General features: G+C 66.4%; 15 protein-coding genes. 4 read left to right on the top strand and 11 right to left on the bottom strand.

What is annotated here, in order from left to right:
• Positions 1–5: 5 nt before the first annotated feature.
• The 5 genes from AB5S05_RS10125 to AB5S05_RS10105 all read right to left on the bottom strand — a co-directional run bounded on the left by AB5S05_RS10125 (position 6) and on the right by AB5S05_RS10105 (position 6,276).
• Positions 6–917, bottom strand: a complete 912-nt coding sequence (locus AB5S05_RS10125; RefSeq protein ID WP_369287386.1) for an ABC transporter permease subunit — start codon at positions 915–917, stop codon at positions 6–8.
• 12 nt (positions 918–929) lie between these two features.
• Positions 930–1,940, bottom strand: a complete 1,011-nt coding sequence (locus AB5S05_RS10120; RefSeq protein ID WP_369287385.1) for an ABC transporter permease subunit — start codon at positions 1,938–1,940, stop codon at positions 930–932.
• A 77-nt stretch (positions 1,941–2,017) separates the two neighbouring features.
• Positions 2,018–3,625 (bottom strand): ABC transporter substrate-binding protein, encoded by a 1,608-nt coding sequence (locus tag AB5S05_RS10115; protein WP_369287384.1) that lies wholly within the window; start codon positions 3,623–3,625, stop codon positions 2,018–2,020.
• Positions 3,626–3,736: 111 nt separating this feature from the next.
• Positions 3,737–5,338, bottom strand: a complete 1,602-nt coding sequence (locus AB5S05_RS10110) for an ABC transporter substrate-binding protein (RefSeq protein WP_369287383.1) — start codon at positions 5,336–5,338, stop codon at positions 3,737–3,739.
• Between the two features lie 224 nt (positions 5,339–5,562).
• Positions 5,563–6,276, bottom strand: coding sequence for an SIMPL domain-containing protein (locus AB5S05_RS10105; protein ID WP_369287382.1), 714 nt, complete (start codon positions 6,274–6,276; stop codon positions 5,563–5,565).
• A gap of 218 nt (positions 6,277–6,494) precedes the next feature.
• Here AB5S05_RS10105 and AB5S05_RS10100 point away from each other — a divergent pair, with 218 nt between their 5' ends.
• The 3 genes from AB5S05_RS10100 to AB5S05_RS10090 all read left to right on the top strand — a co-directional run bounded on the left by AB5S05_RS10100 (position 6,495) and on the right by AB5S05_RS10090 (position 9,405).
• On the top strand, positions 6,495–7,748 hold the full coding sequence (locus AB5S05_RS10100) for an ATP-binding protein (RefSeq protein WP_369287381.1): 1,254 nt from the start codon (positions 6,495–6,497) through the stop codon (positions 7,746–7,748).
• A 23-nt stretch (positions 7,749–7,771) separates the two neighbouring features.
• Positions 7,772–8,332 (top strand): response regulator transcription factor, encoded by a 561-nt coding sequence (locus tag AB5S05_RS10095; protein WP_369287380.1) that lies wholly within the window; start codon positions 7,772–7,774, stop codon positions 8,330–8,332.
• A 131-nt stretch (positions 8,333–8,463) separates the two neighbouring features.
• On the top strand, positions 8,464–9,405 hold the full coding sequence (locus AB5S05_RS10090; RefSeq protein WP_369287379.1) for an AEC family transporter: 942 nt from the start codon (positions 8,464–8,466) through the stop codon (positions 9,403–9,405).
• Between the two features lie 31 nt (positions 9,406–9,436).
• Here AB5S05_RS10090 and pcaC read toward each other — a convergent pair whose 3' ends face one another.
• From pcaC to gatC, 6 genes are all read right to left on the bottom strand, one after another.
• On the bottom strand, positions 9,437–9,814 hold the full coding sequence (pcaC, locus tag AB5S05_RS10085; RefSeq protein WP_369287378.1) for a 4-carboxymuconolactone decarboxylase: 378 nt from the start codon (positions 9,812–9,814) through the stop codon (positions 9,437–9,439).
• An 18-nt stretch (positions 9,815–9,832) separates the two neighbouring features.
• A complete protein-coding gene (locus AB5S05_RS10080; RefSeq protein ID WP_369287377.1) occupies positions 9,833–10,921 on the bottom strand; it encodes a calcium/sodium antiporter in 1,089 nt (362 codons plus the stop codon).
• 100 nt (positions 10,922–11,021) lie between these two features.
• On the bottom strand, positions 11,022–11,396 hold the full coding sequence (locus AB5S05_RS10075; protein WP_369287376.1) for a septal ring lytic transglycosylase RlpA family protein: 375 nt from the start codon (positions 11,394–11,396) through the stop codon (positions 11,022–11,024).
• An 82-nt stretch (positions 11,397–11,478) separates the two neighbouring features.
• Positions 11,479–12,927 carry an Asp-tRNA(Asn)/Glu-tRNA(Gln) amidotransferase subunit GatB gene (gatB, locus tag AB5S05_RS10070; protein WP_369287375.1) on the bottom strand — a complete coding sequence of 483 codons (1,449 nt, stop codon included), beginning with the start codon at positions 12,925–12,927 and terminating at the stop codon, positions 11,479–11,481.
• Between the two features lie 11 nt (positions 12,928–12,938).
• Positions 12,939–14,390, bottom strand: a complete 1,452-nt coding sequence (gene gatA, locus AB5S05_RS10065) for an Asp-tRNA(Asn)/Glu-tRNA(Gln) amidotransferase subunit GatA (protein WP_369287374.1) — start codon at positions 14,388–14,390, stop codon at positions 12,939–12,941.
• A gap of 15 nt (positions 14,391–14,405) precedes the next feature.
• The gene (gene gatC / locus AB5S05_RS10060) at positions 14,406–14,693 is read right to left on the bottom strand and encodes an Asp-tRNA(Asn)/Glu-tRNA(Gln) amidotransferase subunit GatC (protein ID WP_369287373.1); all 288 of its coding nucleotides are present in this window, start codon (positions 14,691–14,693) and stop codon (positions 14,406–14,408) included.
• 251 nt (positions 14,694–14,944) lie between these two features.
• On the opposite strand from gatC, the gene mreB reads away from it, so the two are divergent.
• Positions 14,945–15,982: a rod shape-determining protein MreB gene (mreB, locus tag AB5S05_RS10055; protein WP_369287372.1), complete on the top strand. Its 1,038-nt coding sequence runs from the start codon at positions 14,945–14,947 to the stop codon at positions 15,980–15,982.
• The last annotated feature ends 11 nt before the right edge of the window (positions 15,983–15,993 follow it).

Genomic DNA, 15,993 nt, shown 5'->3' with positions numbered 1-15,993 from the left:
GCTCCTCAGACGGCATTCTTGAGTTTCGGGTCGAGCGCGTCGCGCAGCCCGTCGCCCATCAGGTTGATCGCCAGCACGCTGAGCAGGATGGTCAGGCCGGGCAGCGACACCACCCACCAGGCACGCTCGATGTAGTCGCGCGCGGAGGCCAGCATGGTGCCCCACTCGGGTGTCGGCGGCTGCACGCCGAGGCCGAGGAAGCCCAGCGCCGCGGCGTCGAGGATCGCCGAGGAGAAGCTCAGGGTGGCCTGGACGATCAGCGGCGCCATGCAGTTGGGCAGCACGGTGACGAACATCAGGCGCGGCAGGCCGGCGCCGGCCAGGCGCGCGGCGGTGACATAGTCGCGGCCCACCTCGCCCATCACCGCGGCGCGGGTCAGGCGTACATAGGACGGCAGCGACACCACGGCGATGGCGATCACCGTGTTGATCAGCCCCGGGCCGAGGATGGCGACGATGGCCACCGCCAGCAGCAGCGAGGGCAGGGCCAGCATCACGTCCATCAGACGCATGATCGAGGGGCCGAGCAGGCGCGGGAAGAAGCCGGCGACCAGGCCCAGCAGGATGCCCGGGATCAGCGACATCAGCACCGAGGACAGGCCGATCAGCAGCGACAGGCGGGCGCCGTGCATCAGCCGCGAGAGCAGGTCGCGGCCCAGCTCATCGGTGCCGAGGAGGAACTGCGCCTGGCCGCCTTCGAGCCACATCGGTGGGGTCAGGAGGAAGTCGCGGAACTGCTCGCTGGGATCAAACGGCGCCACCCAGGGGGCGAACAGCGCGCAGAAGACGATCAGCAGCATGAAGCCCAGGCCGGCCACGGCGCCCTTGTTGTGGGCGAAGGCCTGCCAGAACTCCTTGAGCGGCGAGGGGTAGAGCAGGGCAGGGTCGAGGGCCTGGGTATCGGTCGAAGCGGTCATGTTCAGGCCTCCTTAGCGCTGATGGCGGATGCGTGGGTTGGCCAGGCCGTAGAGGATGTCCACCACGAAGTTGACCAGGATCACCAGGCAGGCGATCAGCAGGATGCCGTTCTGCACCACCGGGTAATCGCGCGCGCCGATCGACTCGATCAGCCACTTGCCGATGCCCGGCCAGGAGAAGATGGTCTCGGTCAGCACGGCGCCGGCCAGCAGGGTGCCGACCTGCAGGCCGAACACCGTCAGCACCGGGATCAGCGCGTTGCGCAGGCCGTGGACGAACACCACCCGGGCCGGCGACAGGCCCTTGGCTCGCGCCGTGCGCACGTAGTCCTCGCGCAGCACCTCGAGCATGGCCGAGCGGGTCATCCGCGCGATCACCGCCAGGGGAATGGTGCCGAGCACGATGGCCGGCAGGATCAGGTGCTGCAGGGCGTCGATGAAGGCGCCTTCCTCGTCGCTCAAGAGGGTGTCGATCAGCATGAAACCGGTCACCGGGGGGATGTCGTAGAGCAGGTCGATGCGCCCGGACACCGGGGTCCAGCCCAGCCACACCGAGAAGAACATGATCAGCAGCAGGCCCCACCAGAAGATCGGCATGGAGTAGCCAGCCAGGGAGATGCCCATCACCCCGTGGTCGAACAGCGAGCCGCGCTTGAGCGCCGCGATCACCCCGGCGACCAGGCCCAGGCTGCCGGCGAACAGCAGGGCGGCCAGGGACAGCTCGAGGGTGGCGGGGAACAGGGTGAGGAACTCGCTCCAGACGCTGGTGCGGGTGCGCAGCGACTCGCCCAGATCGCCCTGGGCCAGGTTGCCGATGTAGTCGAGGTACTGGGCGTACAGCGGCTTGTTCAGGCCCAGGCGCTCCATGGCCTGGGCGTGCATTTCCGGGTCGACCCGGCGCTCGCCCATCATGACTTCCACCGGGTCGCCGGGGATCATGCGGATCAGCGCGAAGGTCAGCAGGGTGACGCCGAAGAAGGTGGGGATCAGCAGCCCCAGGCGTCTAGCGATAAAGGACAACATGGGATGTCAGTACTCCAGCGGTTGGATCGGTGCGTCGGGCTGCCTGGCCCGGCGCTGTTGTTGTATGGGGGCGGGGTTCATGGCCGGCTCACCCGGGCGAAATTGTTCGAGCCCATGGGGCTGAGGACGAAGCCTTGCACGTCCTGGCGCAGGGCACTGAACTGCTTGGGGTGGGCCAGGGCAATCCAGGGCGCCTGCTCATGGAAGATCGCCAGGGCCCGGCGATACAGGGCGGCGCGGCGGGACTGGTCCTGCTCCCGGCGGGCCTGGCCGATCAGGGCATCGAACTCGGGGTCGCACCAGCCGGCCTGGTTCTCCCCCGACTCGGCGGCGGCGCAGGACAGGTTGGGGGTGAGGAAGTTGTCCGGGTCACCGTTGTCGCCGGCCCAGCCCATGAACACCAGGTCATGCTCACCGTTCTTGGCCCGCTTGATCAGCTCGCCCCATTCGAACACGCGGATCTCGGCGCGAATGCCGATGGCGGCGAGGTCGGCCTGGAGCATCTGCGCGCCTATGCCCGGGTTGGGGTTGGTCGGTCCGCCGCCGGGGCGGGTCCAGATCGACAGGGAGAAACCCTCGGCGTGGCCGGCCTCGTGCAGCAGCTGGCGCGCGCGCTCGGGGTCGTGGGGCCAGTCCTGCAGCTGCGGGTCATGGCCCCAGAGGGTCGGCGGGTAGGGCGCCAGCGCCGGGCTGGCGTTGCCCTCGCCATACTGGGCGCGCAGGTAGGCGGCCTTGTCGAACGCCAGGTTGAGGGCCTGGCGCACGCGTACGTCGTCCAGCGGTGGATGGCGGGTGTTGATGGCGATATAGGCGGTCAGCAGTGAATCCAGTTCCAGCACCTGCAGGTCCGGGGCGGCCTTGAGCGCCGGGATGTCCACCGGCCGTGGATGCAGGGCGATCTGGCAGTCGCCGGCCTTGAGCTTCTGCTGGCGCACGTTTGGGTCGGGGGTGATGGCCAGGATCAGCTTGTCGATGGCCGGGGCGCCGTCCCAGTAGGCCGGGTTGCCATGAAAACGCACCTGGGCATCCTTGGCGTAGCGCTGGAAGACGAAGGGGCCGGTGCCGATCGGCAGGCGGTTGAGCTGCTCGGCCATGTCTTGGGCGAGCAACTGCTCGGCGTATTCGGCCGAATAGATCGAGGCGAAGCCCATGGCCAGGTCGGCCAGGAAGGGCGCCTCGGGATGCTTGAGGACGAAGCGCACACTGCGGTCGTCGAGTCGCTCGATGCGGTCGATCAATGCCGCCATGGCCATGGCCTCGGCGTAGGGAAAGCCGCGCACCGACAGCGGGTGCCAGGGGTGGGCCGGGTCGAGCTGGCGCTGAAAGCTCCAGAGCACGTCGTCGGCGTTGAACTCGCGGCTCGGGGTGAACCAGGCGGTACGGTGGAACTGTACGCCCTGGCGCAGCTGAAAGCTGTAGCTCAGGCCGTCGGCGGAGATGTCCCAGCGTTCGGCCAGGGCCGGAATGATCTCGGTGGTGCCGGGGGCGAAGCGGACCAGGCGTTCGAAGACGGTTTCCGCACTGGCGTCGGCGGTGGTCGCGGCGGTGTACTGGACGATATCGAAGCCTTCCGGGCTGGCTTCGCTGCAGACCACCAGGCTGCGCTCGGCGGCGCCGGCCAGGCCGCTGGCCAGCAGTGCGCCGCTCAGAAGCAGGCGGCTCAGGGCAGGTGCAATGTTCGGCATACGGGTATTCCCCAAAGGCGACGGTGCGGTTCAGCGTCGGCCGGGTAGGCCGGCGCTGGCACGAAACCCGGGCCGGTGGATAACCGGCCCGGGTGGGTTGCAGGCTGGGAATTACTTGCCGACGCTCACGCCATAGAAGGAGTTGAGCGCGAACGGACTGATCCTGAAGTCCTTAACTTCCTTGCGCATCGGTTGATAGACGGTGGAGTGGGCGATCGGGGTGATCGGCACTTCCTGCTTGAGGATCACCTGGGCCTGCTTGTACAGCTCGGTGCGCTCGGCCACATCGGTGGTGCGCTTGGCCGCCTTGATCAGCTTGTCGTAGGAGGCGTCGCACCACTTGGAGAAGTTGTTGCCGTCCACCGCGTCGCAGCCGTACAGGGTGCCCAGCCAGTTGTCCGGGTCACCGTTGTCGCCGCTCCAGCCGATCAGCATGGTGTCGTGCTCGCCGGCCTTGGAGCGCTTGAGGTACTCGCCCCACTCGTAGGTGACGATCTTGGCCTTGATGCCGACCTTGCCCCAGTCGGCCTGGAGCATCTCGGCCATCAGCTTGGCGTTGGGGTTGTAGGGACGCTGCACCGGCATGGCCCACAGGGTGATCTCGGTGCCTTCGGCCACGCCGGCGGCCTTGAGCAGCTCCTTGGCCTTCTCCGGGTTGTAGCCGGCATCCTTGATGGCGTCGTTGTAGGACCACTGGGTCGGCGGCATGCCGTTGACCGCCAGCTGGCCGGCGCTCTGGTACACGGCGTCGATGATCGCCTGCTTGTTCACCGCCATGTCCAGGGCCTGGCGCACCTCGAGCTTGTCCAGCGGGGCGTGGAGCACGTTGTAGGCGATGTAGCCGTCGTTGAAGCCCGGCTGCGACGGCATGACGATGTTCGGGTCCTTGGCCAGCGAGTCGAGGTCGGCCGGCCGCGGGTTGAGGGTGATATGGCATTCGCCGGCCTTGAGCTTCTGCATGCGCACCGAGGCGTCGGTGTTGATGGCGAAGATCAGGTTGTCGATCTTCACGTCATCCGGCTTCCAGTAGTCCTTGTTGCCGGTGAAGCGGATCTGCGCGTCCTTCTGGTAGCGCTTGAACACGAAGGGGCCGGTGCCGATCGGCTTCTGGTTGATATCGGCGGCCTTGCCGGCCTTGAGCAGCTGATCGGCATACTCGGCCGAATGGATCGAGGCGAAGCTCATCGCCAGGTTCTGGATGAAGGCGGCGTCCACTTCATTGAGGGTGAAGCGCACGCTGTTGTCGTCGAGCTTTTCCAGCTTGGCGATGTTGGCGTCCATACCCATGTCGGTGAAGTAGGGGAACTCGGTCGGGTAGGCCTTGCGGAACGGGTGCTCCGGGTCAAGCATGCGGTTGAAGGTGAACAGCACGTCGTCGGCATTGAAGGCGCGGCTCGGCGTGAAGTAGGAGGTCGAGTGGAATTTCACCCCGGGACGCAGGTGGAAGGTGTAGACCAGACCGTCCTCGGACACTTCCCACTTCTCGGCCAGGCCGGGAACGACCGCGGTGCCGCCGCGCTCGAACTGGGTCAGGCGGTTGAAGATGGTCTCGGCAGCGGCGTCGAAGTCGGTGCCGGTGGTGTACAGGCCGGGATCGAAACCGGCCGGGCTGCCCTCGGAGCAGAACACCAGGTTGCTGGCGGCATGGGCGAGCGGGGTGCTGGCGATCAGGCCCGCAACGACCATGGCCTGGATGACGGCGTTTTTACGCATAGTGACCTCATTGTCTTATTTTGATTGTCATCGTGAGGGGCCCCTTGTGGGGGCCTTGGCAGAAACTATGCACGGCGTATGCCGTAGGCAAGCGACATCTTCTGCCCAAAGCCTGAACTGTAGGTCAGCTATAAGTTCTTGTCGCATTTCGGTAAATCTGCGGGTAAAGCCTGGCAACTAGCCGCTATCTGTCGATAACGGCCGATCAGTCTTGTTGCCGTGAGTCAGGGCATCTGCACCTCGATGACGCCATCGGCGCTGATCGTCACCTGGCTGGTGCCGGCCTCGACCTCCGGCGTGACCGCCGCATCCATCATCATCGAGCCTTTCATGGCGTTCATGCGCATGGGCATCGGCGGCTGGAAGCCGGCGCTGCTCAGGTTCAGGTTGACCAGCTTGTAGCCGCTGCCGCCGAGGGCCTCGGTGGCCAGCGTGGCGCGGGCCTTGAACGCCGCCACCGCGTCCTTGAGCAGGGCGTCCTCATGGGCCTTGCGGGTCGCTACGGCGATACTGAAGTCCATGCCGGCCATTTTCAGGTCCTTGAGCATCTCGCCGGTGAGCTTGGACAAGGCGGCGAAATCGGCGCTTTCCAGGCGCAACTCGGCGCGCTCGCGCCAGGCCGTAATGTTCTGGCGTTTGTCGTCATACACCGGGTAGCTGTGGCGGCTGCCGAGGGCGACAGTCACGCCGGCGACGCCGCGGGCTTGCTTGATGGCGGCGTTCAGGGTGCGGGTGATGTCTGCGGCGAGCTTGGCCGGGTTGCGCTCCTGGGCCTCGCTGTAGAGGGTCACGTGCATCAGGTCGTGGCTGATCTCCTCGCTGACCTCGGCGCGCAGGGCGATCTGGTTGTAGCGGATCTCCTCGGCCTGCAGCGACAGGCTGACCAGGCTGGCGGCGGCCAGGGGGAGAACGCTGGCGAGACGGGATAGTGGCTGCATGATTGCTCCTTGATAATTGCATGGGCACGGCTTGTGCGGCGTTTGCAGAGGGTAGACGAAGCCGTTCGACCATTCGGGTTACATACAAGTTGCACGGGCCGGCCGTGCTTGGGCAGGCCGGTTTTTTGTCTGCCAGCTGCGGCCAGTTGCCGCAGTTGGCCGGCGCGAGCCTTGGTTATACTCGCCGGGCTCGGCCAACGAGCCTTTCTGGAGAGTCCATGCTCGCACCCGTGCAATTATTGTCGGCCAGTCGACAAAATCTCTGGCGCCTGACCCTCATCCGTATTCTGGTCCTGGCTGCCCAGGCCGGCTCGGTGGGCCTGGCCTACAACTCGGGGCTGCTGCCGCTGCCTTGGGAGGCGCTCAGCATCACCCTGGGCGTGTCGCTGCTGCTGTGCCTGCTCACCGCCCTGCGCCTGCGCGGGCCCTGGCCGGTCACCGAGATCGAGTACACGGTGCAACTGGGTTGCGACCTGATCATCCACAGCGTGTTGCTGTACTACTCCGGCGGCTCGACCAACCCCTTTGTCTCCTATTACCTGGTGCCACTGACCATCGCCGCGGCGACCTTGCCCTGGCTGTACACCATGACCCTGTCGGGGCTGGCGCTGGCTGGTTACACCCTGTTGCTGGTGTGGTCGCACCCGCTGCAACTGCCCGCCGAATCCCGTGAAAGCCTGCTGATCTACGGCATGTGGCTGAGCTTCGCGCTGGCCGCCGGCCTGATCACCTTCTTCGTCGCCAAGATGGCCGAGGAACTGCGCCATCAGGAAGAGCTGCGCGCCGAACGCCGCGAGGAGGGTCTACGCGATCAGCAGCTGCTCGCCGTGGCCACCCAGGCCGCCGGCGCCGCCCATGAACTGGGCACACCGCTGGCGACCATGAGCGTGCTGATCAAGGAGCTGCGCCGCGAACACCAGGAACCCATGCTGCAGGAAGATTTGGCGGTGCTGCAGGAGCAGGTCAGCCTGTGCAAGGACACCCTGCAGCAACTGGTGCGCGCCGCCGAGGCGGACCGGCGCCAGGCGGTGGTCGAGCAGTCGGCGGTCGAATGGCTGGAAGCCGCCCTCAATCGCTGGCACCTGATGCGCCCCGAGGCTAGCTACCGTTTCCAGTGCCTGGGCCGGGGTGCGGCGCCGCGGCTGATGCCGCCGACTGACCTGACCCAGGCCCTGCTCAACCTGCTGAACAACGCTGCCGACGCCTGTCCGGACAATCTGGATATCCGCCTGGACTGGGACCATCAGTGGTTGCGCCTGAGCATCCGCGACTTCGGTGCCGGGGTGCCGCTGGCCATCGCCGAGCAACTCGGCCGGCCGTTCTTCACCACCAAGGGCAAGGGCTTCGGTCTGGGCCTGTTTCTCAGTCAGGCCAGCGTCACCCGTGCCGGCGGCACGGTAAAGTTGTATAACCACGAAGAGGGCGGCACGCTCACCGAGTTGAAGTTGCCGCGAGCCTACGGCCGGTCTTGAGTCCGGCCTGCAAGGAGTGAAACATGAGTGACGAGCCGCTGTTCGAAGGCGAAGAACAACCGCACCTGCTGCTGGTCGACGACGACCCGACCTTCACCCGGGTCATGGCGCGGGCCATGAGCCGCCGCGGCCTGCGCGTTTCCACCGCCGGTTCGGCCGAGGAAGGCCTGGCGCTGGCCGAGCAGGACCTGCCCGATTACGCGGTACTGGACCTGAAGATGGAGGGTGACTCCGGCCTGGTGCTGCTGCCCAAGTTGCTGGAGCTGGATGCGGAGATGCGCGTGGTGATCCTCACCGGCTATTCGAGCATCGCCACCGCGGTGGAGGCGATCAAGCGCGGGGCCTGCAACTACCTGTGCAAACCGGCCGACGCCGACGACGTGCTGGCGGCGCTGCTGACCCAGCATGCCGACCTCGACAGCCTGGTGCCGGACAACCCGATGTCGGTCGACCGCCTGCAGTGGGAGCACATCCAGCGGGTGCTGGCCGAGCACGAGGGCAATATCTCCGCCACCGCCCGCGCCCTGGGCATGCACCGGCGGACCCTGCAGCGCAAGCTGCAGAAGCGTCCGGTCAGGCGCTGAGTCCGTTCTGCGCGAGGCTGCCGGCCCGGGCGCTGGCGCCTGTCACCGGCGGCAGAGAGGTGCAGAGCAACTAGGCTGGCACACTTGTTCTGGTGCATCATTAGCTCCCTAACAACTCGTCAGGGGCCGCCGTGCTCGCCGTCTTCCAGCAAACCCTCGCCGTCACCACCCCGGTGTTCGCCATGCTGTTTCTTGGCGTGGTGCTCAGGCGCCTGGCCTGGATCGATACGGCCTTCATCAACAGCGCCTCGGCGCTGGTGTTCCGCGGCACCCTGCCGACCCTGCTGTTTCTCGGCATCGTCAAGGCGGACCTCAGTACCGCGCTGCAGCCGGCACTGCTCGGCTACTTCGCCCTGGCGACCCTGGTGTGTTTCCTGATCGCCTGGGGCTGGGCGATGCTGCGCTGCCCCCGGGCCGATCGTGGTGTCTACACCCAGGGGGCCTTTCGCGGCAACAACGGCATTGTTGGCCTGGCCCTGGCCACCAGCCTCTACGGCGACTATGGCCTGTCGCTGGGGGCGGTACTCGGCGGCCTGGTGATCCTCTGCTACAACAGCCTGTCGGCCGTGATCCTGGCCCTCTACAGCCCGGATGGCCGCGCCGGGCCCAAGGCGATCGCCCTGAGTATCCTGCGCAATCCCTTGATCATCGGCGTGCTGGCGGCCATCCCCATCGCCTATTGGCGGGTGCCACTGCCGGACTGGCTGCTGGTGTCGGCCGGCTACTTCGCGCAGATGTCGCTGCCGCTGGCGTTGATCTGCATCGGCGGCACCCTGACGCTGGCCTCGCTGCGCGAGAGCAGTGGCGTCGCCCTCAGTTCGAGCCTGATGAAGCTGGTCTGGCTGCCGCTGCTGGCGACCTTGGGCGCCTGGCTGTGGGGCTTTCGTGGCGCCGACCTGGGCATTCTCTTCCTGTATTTCGCCAGCCCAACCGCCGCCGCCAGTTTCGTCATGGCGCGGGCGGTGAACGGTAACCACCAGCTGGCGGCGGTGATCATCGTGATTACCACCCTGGCGGCGGTGCTGAGCATCAACCTCGGCTTGCTGCTGCTGCAGTGGGCGGGCTGGATCTAGGCCGGACCCGCCGGGCAGTGCACCTGGCAGGTCAGGGCCGCTGGTGCGCCTCGATCACTTCCTGGGCGGCGCGGAAGGCGTCGATCGCGGCCGGCACCCCGGCGTAGACCGCGCAGTGCAGCAGCGCCTCGCGGATTTCCTCCACCGTGCAGCCGTTGTTCAGGGCGCCGCGCACGTGGCCCTTGAGTTCCTGTGGGCACTTCAGCGCGGTCAGCGCGGCCAGGGTGATCAGGCTGCGGGTCTTGCGGTCCAGGCCGTCGCGGGTCCAGACGCCGCCCCAGGCATGTTCGTTGACGAAGTCCTGCAACGGCTGGGTGAACGCCGTGGCGTTACCCAGGGCGCGGTCGACGAAGGCGTCGCCCATGACCTCGCGGCGCGCCTGCAGGCCCTTGTCGTAGTTGTCGTTCATCGTTGCCTCCGGTTCAGGTCAGGCCAGGCGCTGCTTGTGCCAGGCGCGGCCGGCGATCACCACCAGGGTCACGGCGGTCAGCGGCAGCACATAGCCGAGCATGGCGTCGCCGAAGGTCTGGGCGAACGGCCGGCCGGTGGCGAACAGCAGCAGGTAGAGGGTATAGGCGCCGTAGTAGGCCAGAAACAGCAGGCCTTCCCAGCGGTTGATCCGGTAGCCGGAGAAGAAGATCGGCAGGCAGGCGACGGCTACCGCGATCATCACCGGAAAATCGAAGGCCAGGGCGTTGGGCGACACCGAGATCGCCGCCGGCGAGACCAGCGAGGCCAGGCCCAGTACGCAGAGCAGGTTGAACAGGTTGCTGCCGACGATATTGCCCACGGCAATGTCGCGCTCGCCCTTGAAGGCGGCGATCAGCGAGGTCGCCAGTTCCGGCAGGGAGGTGCCGATGGCGACGACGGTCAGGCCGATGATCAGCTCCGACAGGCCCAGGGCGCGGGCCAGGCTGACTGCGCCCTCGACCAGCAGGTTGGAGCCGCCGACCAGCAGCACCAGGCCGGCCACCAGCAGGCCCAGGTTGACCAGCCAGGCATAAGGCTTCGGCGCCTCCTGCAGGCCGAATTCCTTGGCGAATTCGTCATCGGCCGCGCCCGGGTCGCGTCGGCTGCTGATGATCAGGAAGGTGGTGTAGGCCAGCACCCCGGAGAACAGCAGGGCGCCATCCAGGCGGCTCAGCTCGCCGTCCCAGGCCAGGCCGAAGGTCAGCAGGCTGGCGCCGATCATCAGCGGTACGTCCAGGCGGATCAGCTGGCGGGAGACGATCAGCGGGGCGACCAGGGCGGTCATGCCGAGGATCAGCAGGACGTTGGCGATATTGCTGCCCAGCACGTTGCCGATGGCCAGATCGCCACTGCCGTTCCAGGCCGACTGCACGCTGACCGCGGTTTCCGGCGCGCTGGTGCCGAAGGCCACCACGGTCAGGCCGATCACCAGCGGCGGGATGCCGAACTGCGCCGCCAGCTTGGCGGCGCCGCGCACCAGCACCTCGGCGCCGGCTACCAGCAGGATCAGGCCGGCGATCAGGTAGATGAAGGTCGTCAGGGTCATTGTCAGAGGGCTCCGAAAAAATGCGGCTAGTGTAGCCATGCGCAGTCGAGGCGCCAGGGGTAGAGGCAGGCGATTGGTTACCGCATGTAAGGCGTCGGCCTCAATCGGTCAGCTGCTGCAGGCGCACCGGCGCCACGCCGCTGCGCAGCATGTCCAGCTGCTCGGCGGCGCGGCGCGACAGGTCGATGATCCGGCCCTTGCTGAAGGGGCCACGGTCGTTGATGCGCACCACCACCTGCTTGTCGTTGGCCAGGTTGGTCACCCGTACCCGGCTGCCGAAGGGCAAGCTGCGGTGGGCGGCGGTCAGGGCGTTCTGGTCGAAGCGTTCGCCACTGGCGGTCGGCTTGCCGTGGTGGCGGGCGCCATACCAGGACGCCATGCCATCGGCGTGGTAGCCGTGCGGGTCGATGCCCTGGCTGGAGCAGCCGGTCAGCAGCAGGGCCAGTCCGATCAGTGGCAGCGGTAATGGACGCATGGCGGCTCCGGTAGGCTGGATGGCGCTGTTGCATCCAGCCTGTGAATAACAAGACGCCGGGCAAGCCCGGCGTCGTCATGGCTCAACCTTCGAGCTTCTTCTTCAGCAGTTGGTTCACCTGGCCGGGGTTGGCCTTGCCCTTGGAGGCCTTCATCGCCTGGCCGACGAAGAAGCCGAACATCTTGCCGCGCTTGGCTTCGTCGCTGGCGCGGTACTGTTCGACCTGCTCGGCGTTGGCCGCCAGCACCTCGTCGAGCATGGCTTCGATGGCGCCGCTATCGGTGACCTGCTTGAGACCCTTGTTCTCGATGATCTGGTCGGCGCTGGCGCCTTCGCCGGCCGCCAGGGCCTCGAATACCATCTTGGCGATCTTGCCGCTGATGGTGTTGTCCTTGATGCGCAGGATCAAGCCGCCCAGCTGCTCGGCCGATACCGGCGACTGCTCGATGTCCAGGTTGTCCTTGTTGAGCAGGCTGGACAGCTCGCCCATCACCCAGTTGGCGGCCAGCTTGGCGTCGCCGCACACGGCGTTCACCGCCTCGAAGTAGTCGGCCAGCTCGCGGCTGGCGGCCAGCACGCTGGCGTCGTAGGCGGACAGGCCGAACTCGCGCTCGAAGCGCTCGCGCTTCTGCACCGGCAACTCCGGCAGACCGGCACGAATCTCGTCGAGAAAGCTCTGCTCGATCACCACCGGCAGCAGGTCGGGGCAGGGGAAGTAGCGGTAGTCGTTGGCTTCCTCCTTGCTGCGCATGGAGCGGGTCTGGTCCTTGTTCGGGTCGTACAGGCGGGTCTCCTGGACCACAGTGCCGCCGTCCTCGATCAGTTCGATCTGGCGTTGCACCTCGTGGTTGATCGCCTTCTCGATGAAGCGGAACGAGTTGACGTTCTTGATCTCGGCGCGGGTGCCGAACTCGGCCTGGCCCTTGGGCCGCACCGAGACGTTGCAATCGCAGCGCAGCGAGCCTTCGGCCATGTTGCCGTCGCAGATGCCGAGATAACGGACCAGGGCGTGGATGGCCTTGACATAGGCCACCGCCTCCTTGGCCGAGCGGATATCCGGCTCGGAGACGATCTCCAGCAGCGGGGTGCCGGCGCGGTTGAGGTCGATGCCGCTCATGCCGTGGAAGTCTTCGTGCAGGCTCTTGCCGGCGTCCTCTTCCAGGTGCGCACGGGTGATGCCGATGCGCTTGGTGGTGCCGTCCTCGAGGGTGATGTCCAGATGGCCCTTGCCGACGATGGGGTCATCCATCTGGCTGGTCTGGTAGCCCTTAGGCAGGTCCGGGTAGAAGTAGTTCTTGCGGGCGAAGATGTTCTTCGGCGCGATATGTGCGTCGATCGCCAGGCCGAACTTGCAGGCCATGCGCACGGCTTCTGCGTTGAGCACCGGCAGGGTGCCGGGCATGCCGAGGTCGACCAGGCTGGCCTGGGTGTTGGGCTCGGCGCCGAAGGTGGTGGCGCTGGCGGAGAAGATCTTCGATTGGGTGCTGAGCTGTGCGTGGATTTCCAGCCCGATCACGGTTTCCCATTGCATGTCAGTCGTCCTCAAAATCCGGCTGGCGCGCGGGTGTGCCAATCAGTGACTTGTTGATAGTGGTGCGCCACGTTGAGCAGGCGACCTTCCTGGAAGTACGGGGCGAGCAGCTGCACGCCGACCGGCAGGCCGTCGACGAAGCCGGCCGGCATCGACAGGCCGGGAACGCCGGCCAGGTTGGCGGTGATGGTGTAGATGTCTTCCAGATAGGCGGCGACCGGGTCGTTGTTCTTCTCGCCCAGCTTCCAGGCCGGGTTCGGCGTGGTTGGGCCGAGGATCACATCGACCTCCTCGAAGGCTGCGACGAAGTCGTTCTTGATCAGCCGGCGAATCTTCTGCGCCTTCAGGTAGTAGGCGTCGTAGTAGCCGGCCGACAGCGCGTAGGTGCCAACCATGATGCGGCGCCTCACTTCCGCGCCGAAGCCCTCGCCACGGGAGCGCTTGTACAGGTCCTCGAGGCTCGTGGGGTTCTCGCAGCGGTAGCCGAAACGCACGCCGTCGAAACGCGAGAGATTGGAGCTGGCCTCGGCCGGCGCGATCACGTAGTAGGCCGGGATGGCGTGCTGCATGTTCGGCAGGGAGATGTCCTTGACCGTGGCGCCGAGCTTCTTCAGCTCCTCGACGGTCGCCAGCACGGCATCGGCGATGCGGCTGTCGAGGCCGGCGCCGAAGTACTCCCTGGGCAGGCCGATGCGCAGGCCGGTCAAGGGCTGGTTGAGCGCCGCCAGGTAATCGTCGACCGGCTGATCGACGCTGGTGCTGTCCTTGGGGTCGAAGCCGGCCATGCCCGCCAGCATCAGCGCGCAGTCCTCGGCGGTTCGCGCCAGTGGGCCGCCCTGATCCAGGCTGGAGGCGTAGGCCACCATGCCCCAGCGGGAGACGCGACCGTAGGTCGGCTTGATCCCGGTGAGGTTGGTCAGTGCCGCCGGCTGGCGAATCGAGCCGCCAGTATCGGTGCCGGTGGCGGCCGGCAGCAGGCGCGCGGCCACCGCGGCGGCCGAGCCGCCGGAGGAGCCGCCAGGCACGCGCTCGAGGTTCCACGGGTTCTTCACCGCGCCGTAATGGCTGGACTCGTTGGCCGAGCCCATGGCGAATTCGTCCATGTTCAGCTTGCCCAGGGTCACGGCGCCAGCGGCAGCCAGCTTCTCCACCACGGTGGCGTCGTAGGGCGCCTTGAAGTTGTGCAGGATCTTCGAGCCGCAGCTGGTCAGCACGCCCTGGGTGCAGAACAGGTCCTTGTGGCCGATGGGGGCGCCGAGCAGGGCGCCGTTCTCGCCGGCGGCGCGCCGGGCATCGGCGGCCTTGGCCTGCTGCAGGGCCAGCTCCTCGGTGACGCTGATGAAGCTGTTGAGTTGCGGGTCGAGTTGCTGAATGCGCGCCAGCAGGCTGCGGGTCAGTTCTTCGGCGGAAAATTGCTTGTCGGCGAGTCCGCGGGCGATCTCGGCCAGGGTCAATTGATGCATGGCTGGGCTTTTCCCTTACTCGATGACTTTCGGAACCAGGTACAGGCCGTTTTCCACGGCCGGGGCGATGGCCTGGTAGGCCTCGCGCTGATTGACTTCGGTGACCCGATCGGCGCGCAGGCGCTGGGTCGCTTCCAGCGGGTGGGCCAGTGGCTCGATGCCGCTGGTGTCGACCGCCTGCATCTGGTCGATGAGGCCGAGGATGCTGTTGAGGGTCTCGGTGGTGCCCGGAATATCGCCTTCGTCCAGGCCCAGGCGGGCCAGGTGAGCGATCTTTTCCACGTCGGAGCGTTCAAGCGCCATTGGGTTCTCCATAGCAAAGGCCGCGCCGCCCCCGATGAAACGGGCGACCAGCGGAAATGTGCACGGGTCCACATGCAGGCCAGGCGATGCAGGGAACGGATGCCGTGAGCTGGCGGTCAAAGGCCGCGATGATGGGCTCTAAAGCCCGGAAAAACAGGCAATCTAACATATTGGCGCCTTGCTCAAAATCCCTCCCGTTGTTAGAGTTTGCCGCACTTTTTTACCCACGCGTTGCCTAGGGTCCCTCTCCCATGTTCAAGAAACTGCGTGGCATGTTCTCCAGCGATCTGTCGATCGACCTGGGCACTGCCAATACCCTTATTTATGTCCGCGAACGCGGCATCGTGCTGAACGAACCGTCCGTGGTCGCTATCCGCACTCATGGCAACCAGAAAAGCGTCGTGGCGGTGGGGACCGACGCCAAGCGCATGCTCGGCAGAACGCCGGGCAATATTTCCGCCATCCGGCCGATGAAGGACGGCGTGATCGCCGATTTCAGCGTCTGCGAGAAGATGCTCCAGTACTTCATCAACAAGGTCCACGAGAACGCCTTCCTGCAGCCTTCGCCGCGCGTGCTGATCTGCGTACCCTGCAAGTCGACCCAGGTCGAGCGCCGCGCCATCCGTGAGTCGGCCCTGGGCGCCGGCGCTCGCGAAGTGTTCCTGATCGAAGAGCCGATGGCCGCGGCCATCGGCGCCGGCCTGCCGGTGGAAGAGGCGCGTGGCTCGATGGTCGTCGATATCGGCGGCGGCACCACGGAAATTGCACTGATCTCCCTCAACGGCGTGGTCTATGCCGAGTCCGTGCGAGTCGGTGGCGACCGTTTCGACGAGGCCATCATCACCTACGTGCGGCGCAACTACGGTTCGCTGATCGGCGAGTCCACCGCCGAGCGGATCAAGCAGGAAATCGGCACCGCCTACGCCGGCGGCGAGCTGCGCGAAGTCGACGTGCGCGGCCGTAACCTGGCCGAAGGGGTGCCGCGCAGCTTTACCCTGAACTCCAATGAAGTGCTCGAGGCGCTGCAGGAATCCCTGGCGACCATCGTCCAGGCGGTCAAGAGCGCCCTGGAGCAGTCGCCGCCGGAACTGGCCTCGGACATCGCCGAGCGCGGCCTGGTGCTGACCGGCGGTGGCGCACTGCTGCGCGACCTGGACAAACTGCTGGCCCAGGAGACCGGTCTGCCGGTGATTGTCGCCGAGGACCCGCTGACCTGTGTCGCGCGCGGTGGCGGCAAAGCCCTGGACATGATGGATCGCCACACCATGGACCTGCTGTCCACGGAGTAAGCCATCTGCTC

Source organism: Pseudomonas zhanjiangensis, from assembly GCF_041027545.1.
GTDB classification, from domain to species: domain Bacteria; phylum Pseudomonadota; class Gammaproteobacteria; order Pseudomonadales; family Pseudomonadaceae; genus Aquipseudomonas; species Aquipseudomonas zhanjiangensis.
The sequence above is the reverse complement of the archived record's forward strand: the minus strand, read 5'-3'. Positions and strand labels throughout refer to the sequence as shown.

What these genes read in the sequence shown, in the direction of transcription:
- AB5S05_RS10100 (WP_369287381.1), top strand. Translation starts at nt 6,495, where the DNA reads ATGCTCGCACCCGTGCAATTATTGTCGGCCAGTCGACAAAATCTCTGG.
- AB5S05_RS10075 (WP_369287376.1), bottom strand. Translation starts at nt 11,396, where the DNA reads ATGCGTCCATTACCGCTGCCACTGATCGGACTGGCCCTGCTGCTGACC.
- AB5S05_RS10125 (WP_369287386.1), bottom strand. Translation starts at nt 917, where the DNA reads ATGACCGCTTCGACCGATACCCAGGCCCTCGACCCTGCCCTGCTCTAC.
- gatB (WP_369287375.1), bottom strand. Translation starts at nt 12,927, where the DNA reads ATGCAATGGGAAACCGTGATCGGGCTGGAAATCCACGCACAGCTCAGC.
- mreB (WP_369287372.1), top strand. Translation starts at nt 14,945, where the DNA reads ATGTTCAAGAAACTGCGTGGCATGTTCTCCAGCGATCTGTCGATCGAC.
- AB5S05_RS10120 (WP_369287385.1), bottom strand. Translation starts at nt 1,940, where the DNA reads ATGTTGTCCTTTATCGCTAGACGCCTGGGGCTGCTGATCCCCACCTTC.
- AB5S05_RS10095 (WP_369287380.1), top strand. Translation starts at nt 7,772, where the DNA reads ATGAGTGACGAGCCGCTGTTCGAAGGCGAAGAACAACCGCACCTGCTG.
- gatC (WP_369287373.1), bottom strand. Translation starts at nt 14,693, where the DNA reads ATGGCGCTTGAACGCTCCGACGTGGAAAAGATCGCTCACCTGGCCCGC.
- AB5S05_RS10105 (WP_369287382.1), bottom strand. Translation starts at nt 6,276, where the DNA reads ATGCAGCCACTATCCCGTCTCGCCAGCGTTCTCCCCCTGGCCGCCGCC.
- AB5S05_RS10115 (WP_369287384.1), bottom strand. Translation starts at nt 3,625, where the DNA reads ATGCCGAACATTGCACCTGCCCTGAGCCGCCTGCTTCTGAGCGGCGCA.
- AB5S05_RS10110 (WP_369287383.1), bottom strand. Translation starts at nt 5,338, where the DNA reads ATGCGTAAAAACGCCGTCATCCAGGCCATGGTCGTTGCGGGCCTGATC.
- AB5S05_RS10080 (WP_369287377.1), bottom strand. Translation starts at nt 10,921, where the DNA reads ATGACCCTGACGACCTTCATCTACCTGATCGCCGGCCTGATCCTGCTG.
- gatA (WP_369287374.1), bottom strand. Translation starts at nt 14,390, where the DNA reads ATGCATCAATTGACCCTGGCCGAGATCGCCCGCGGACTCGCCGACAAG.
- pcaC (WP_369287378.1), bottom strand. Translation starts at nt 9,814, where the DNA reads ATGAACGACAACTACGACAAGGGCCTGCAGGCGCGCCGCGAGGTCATG.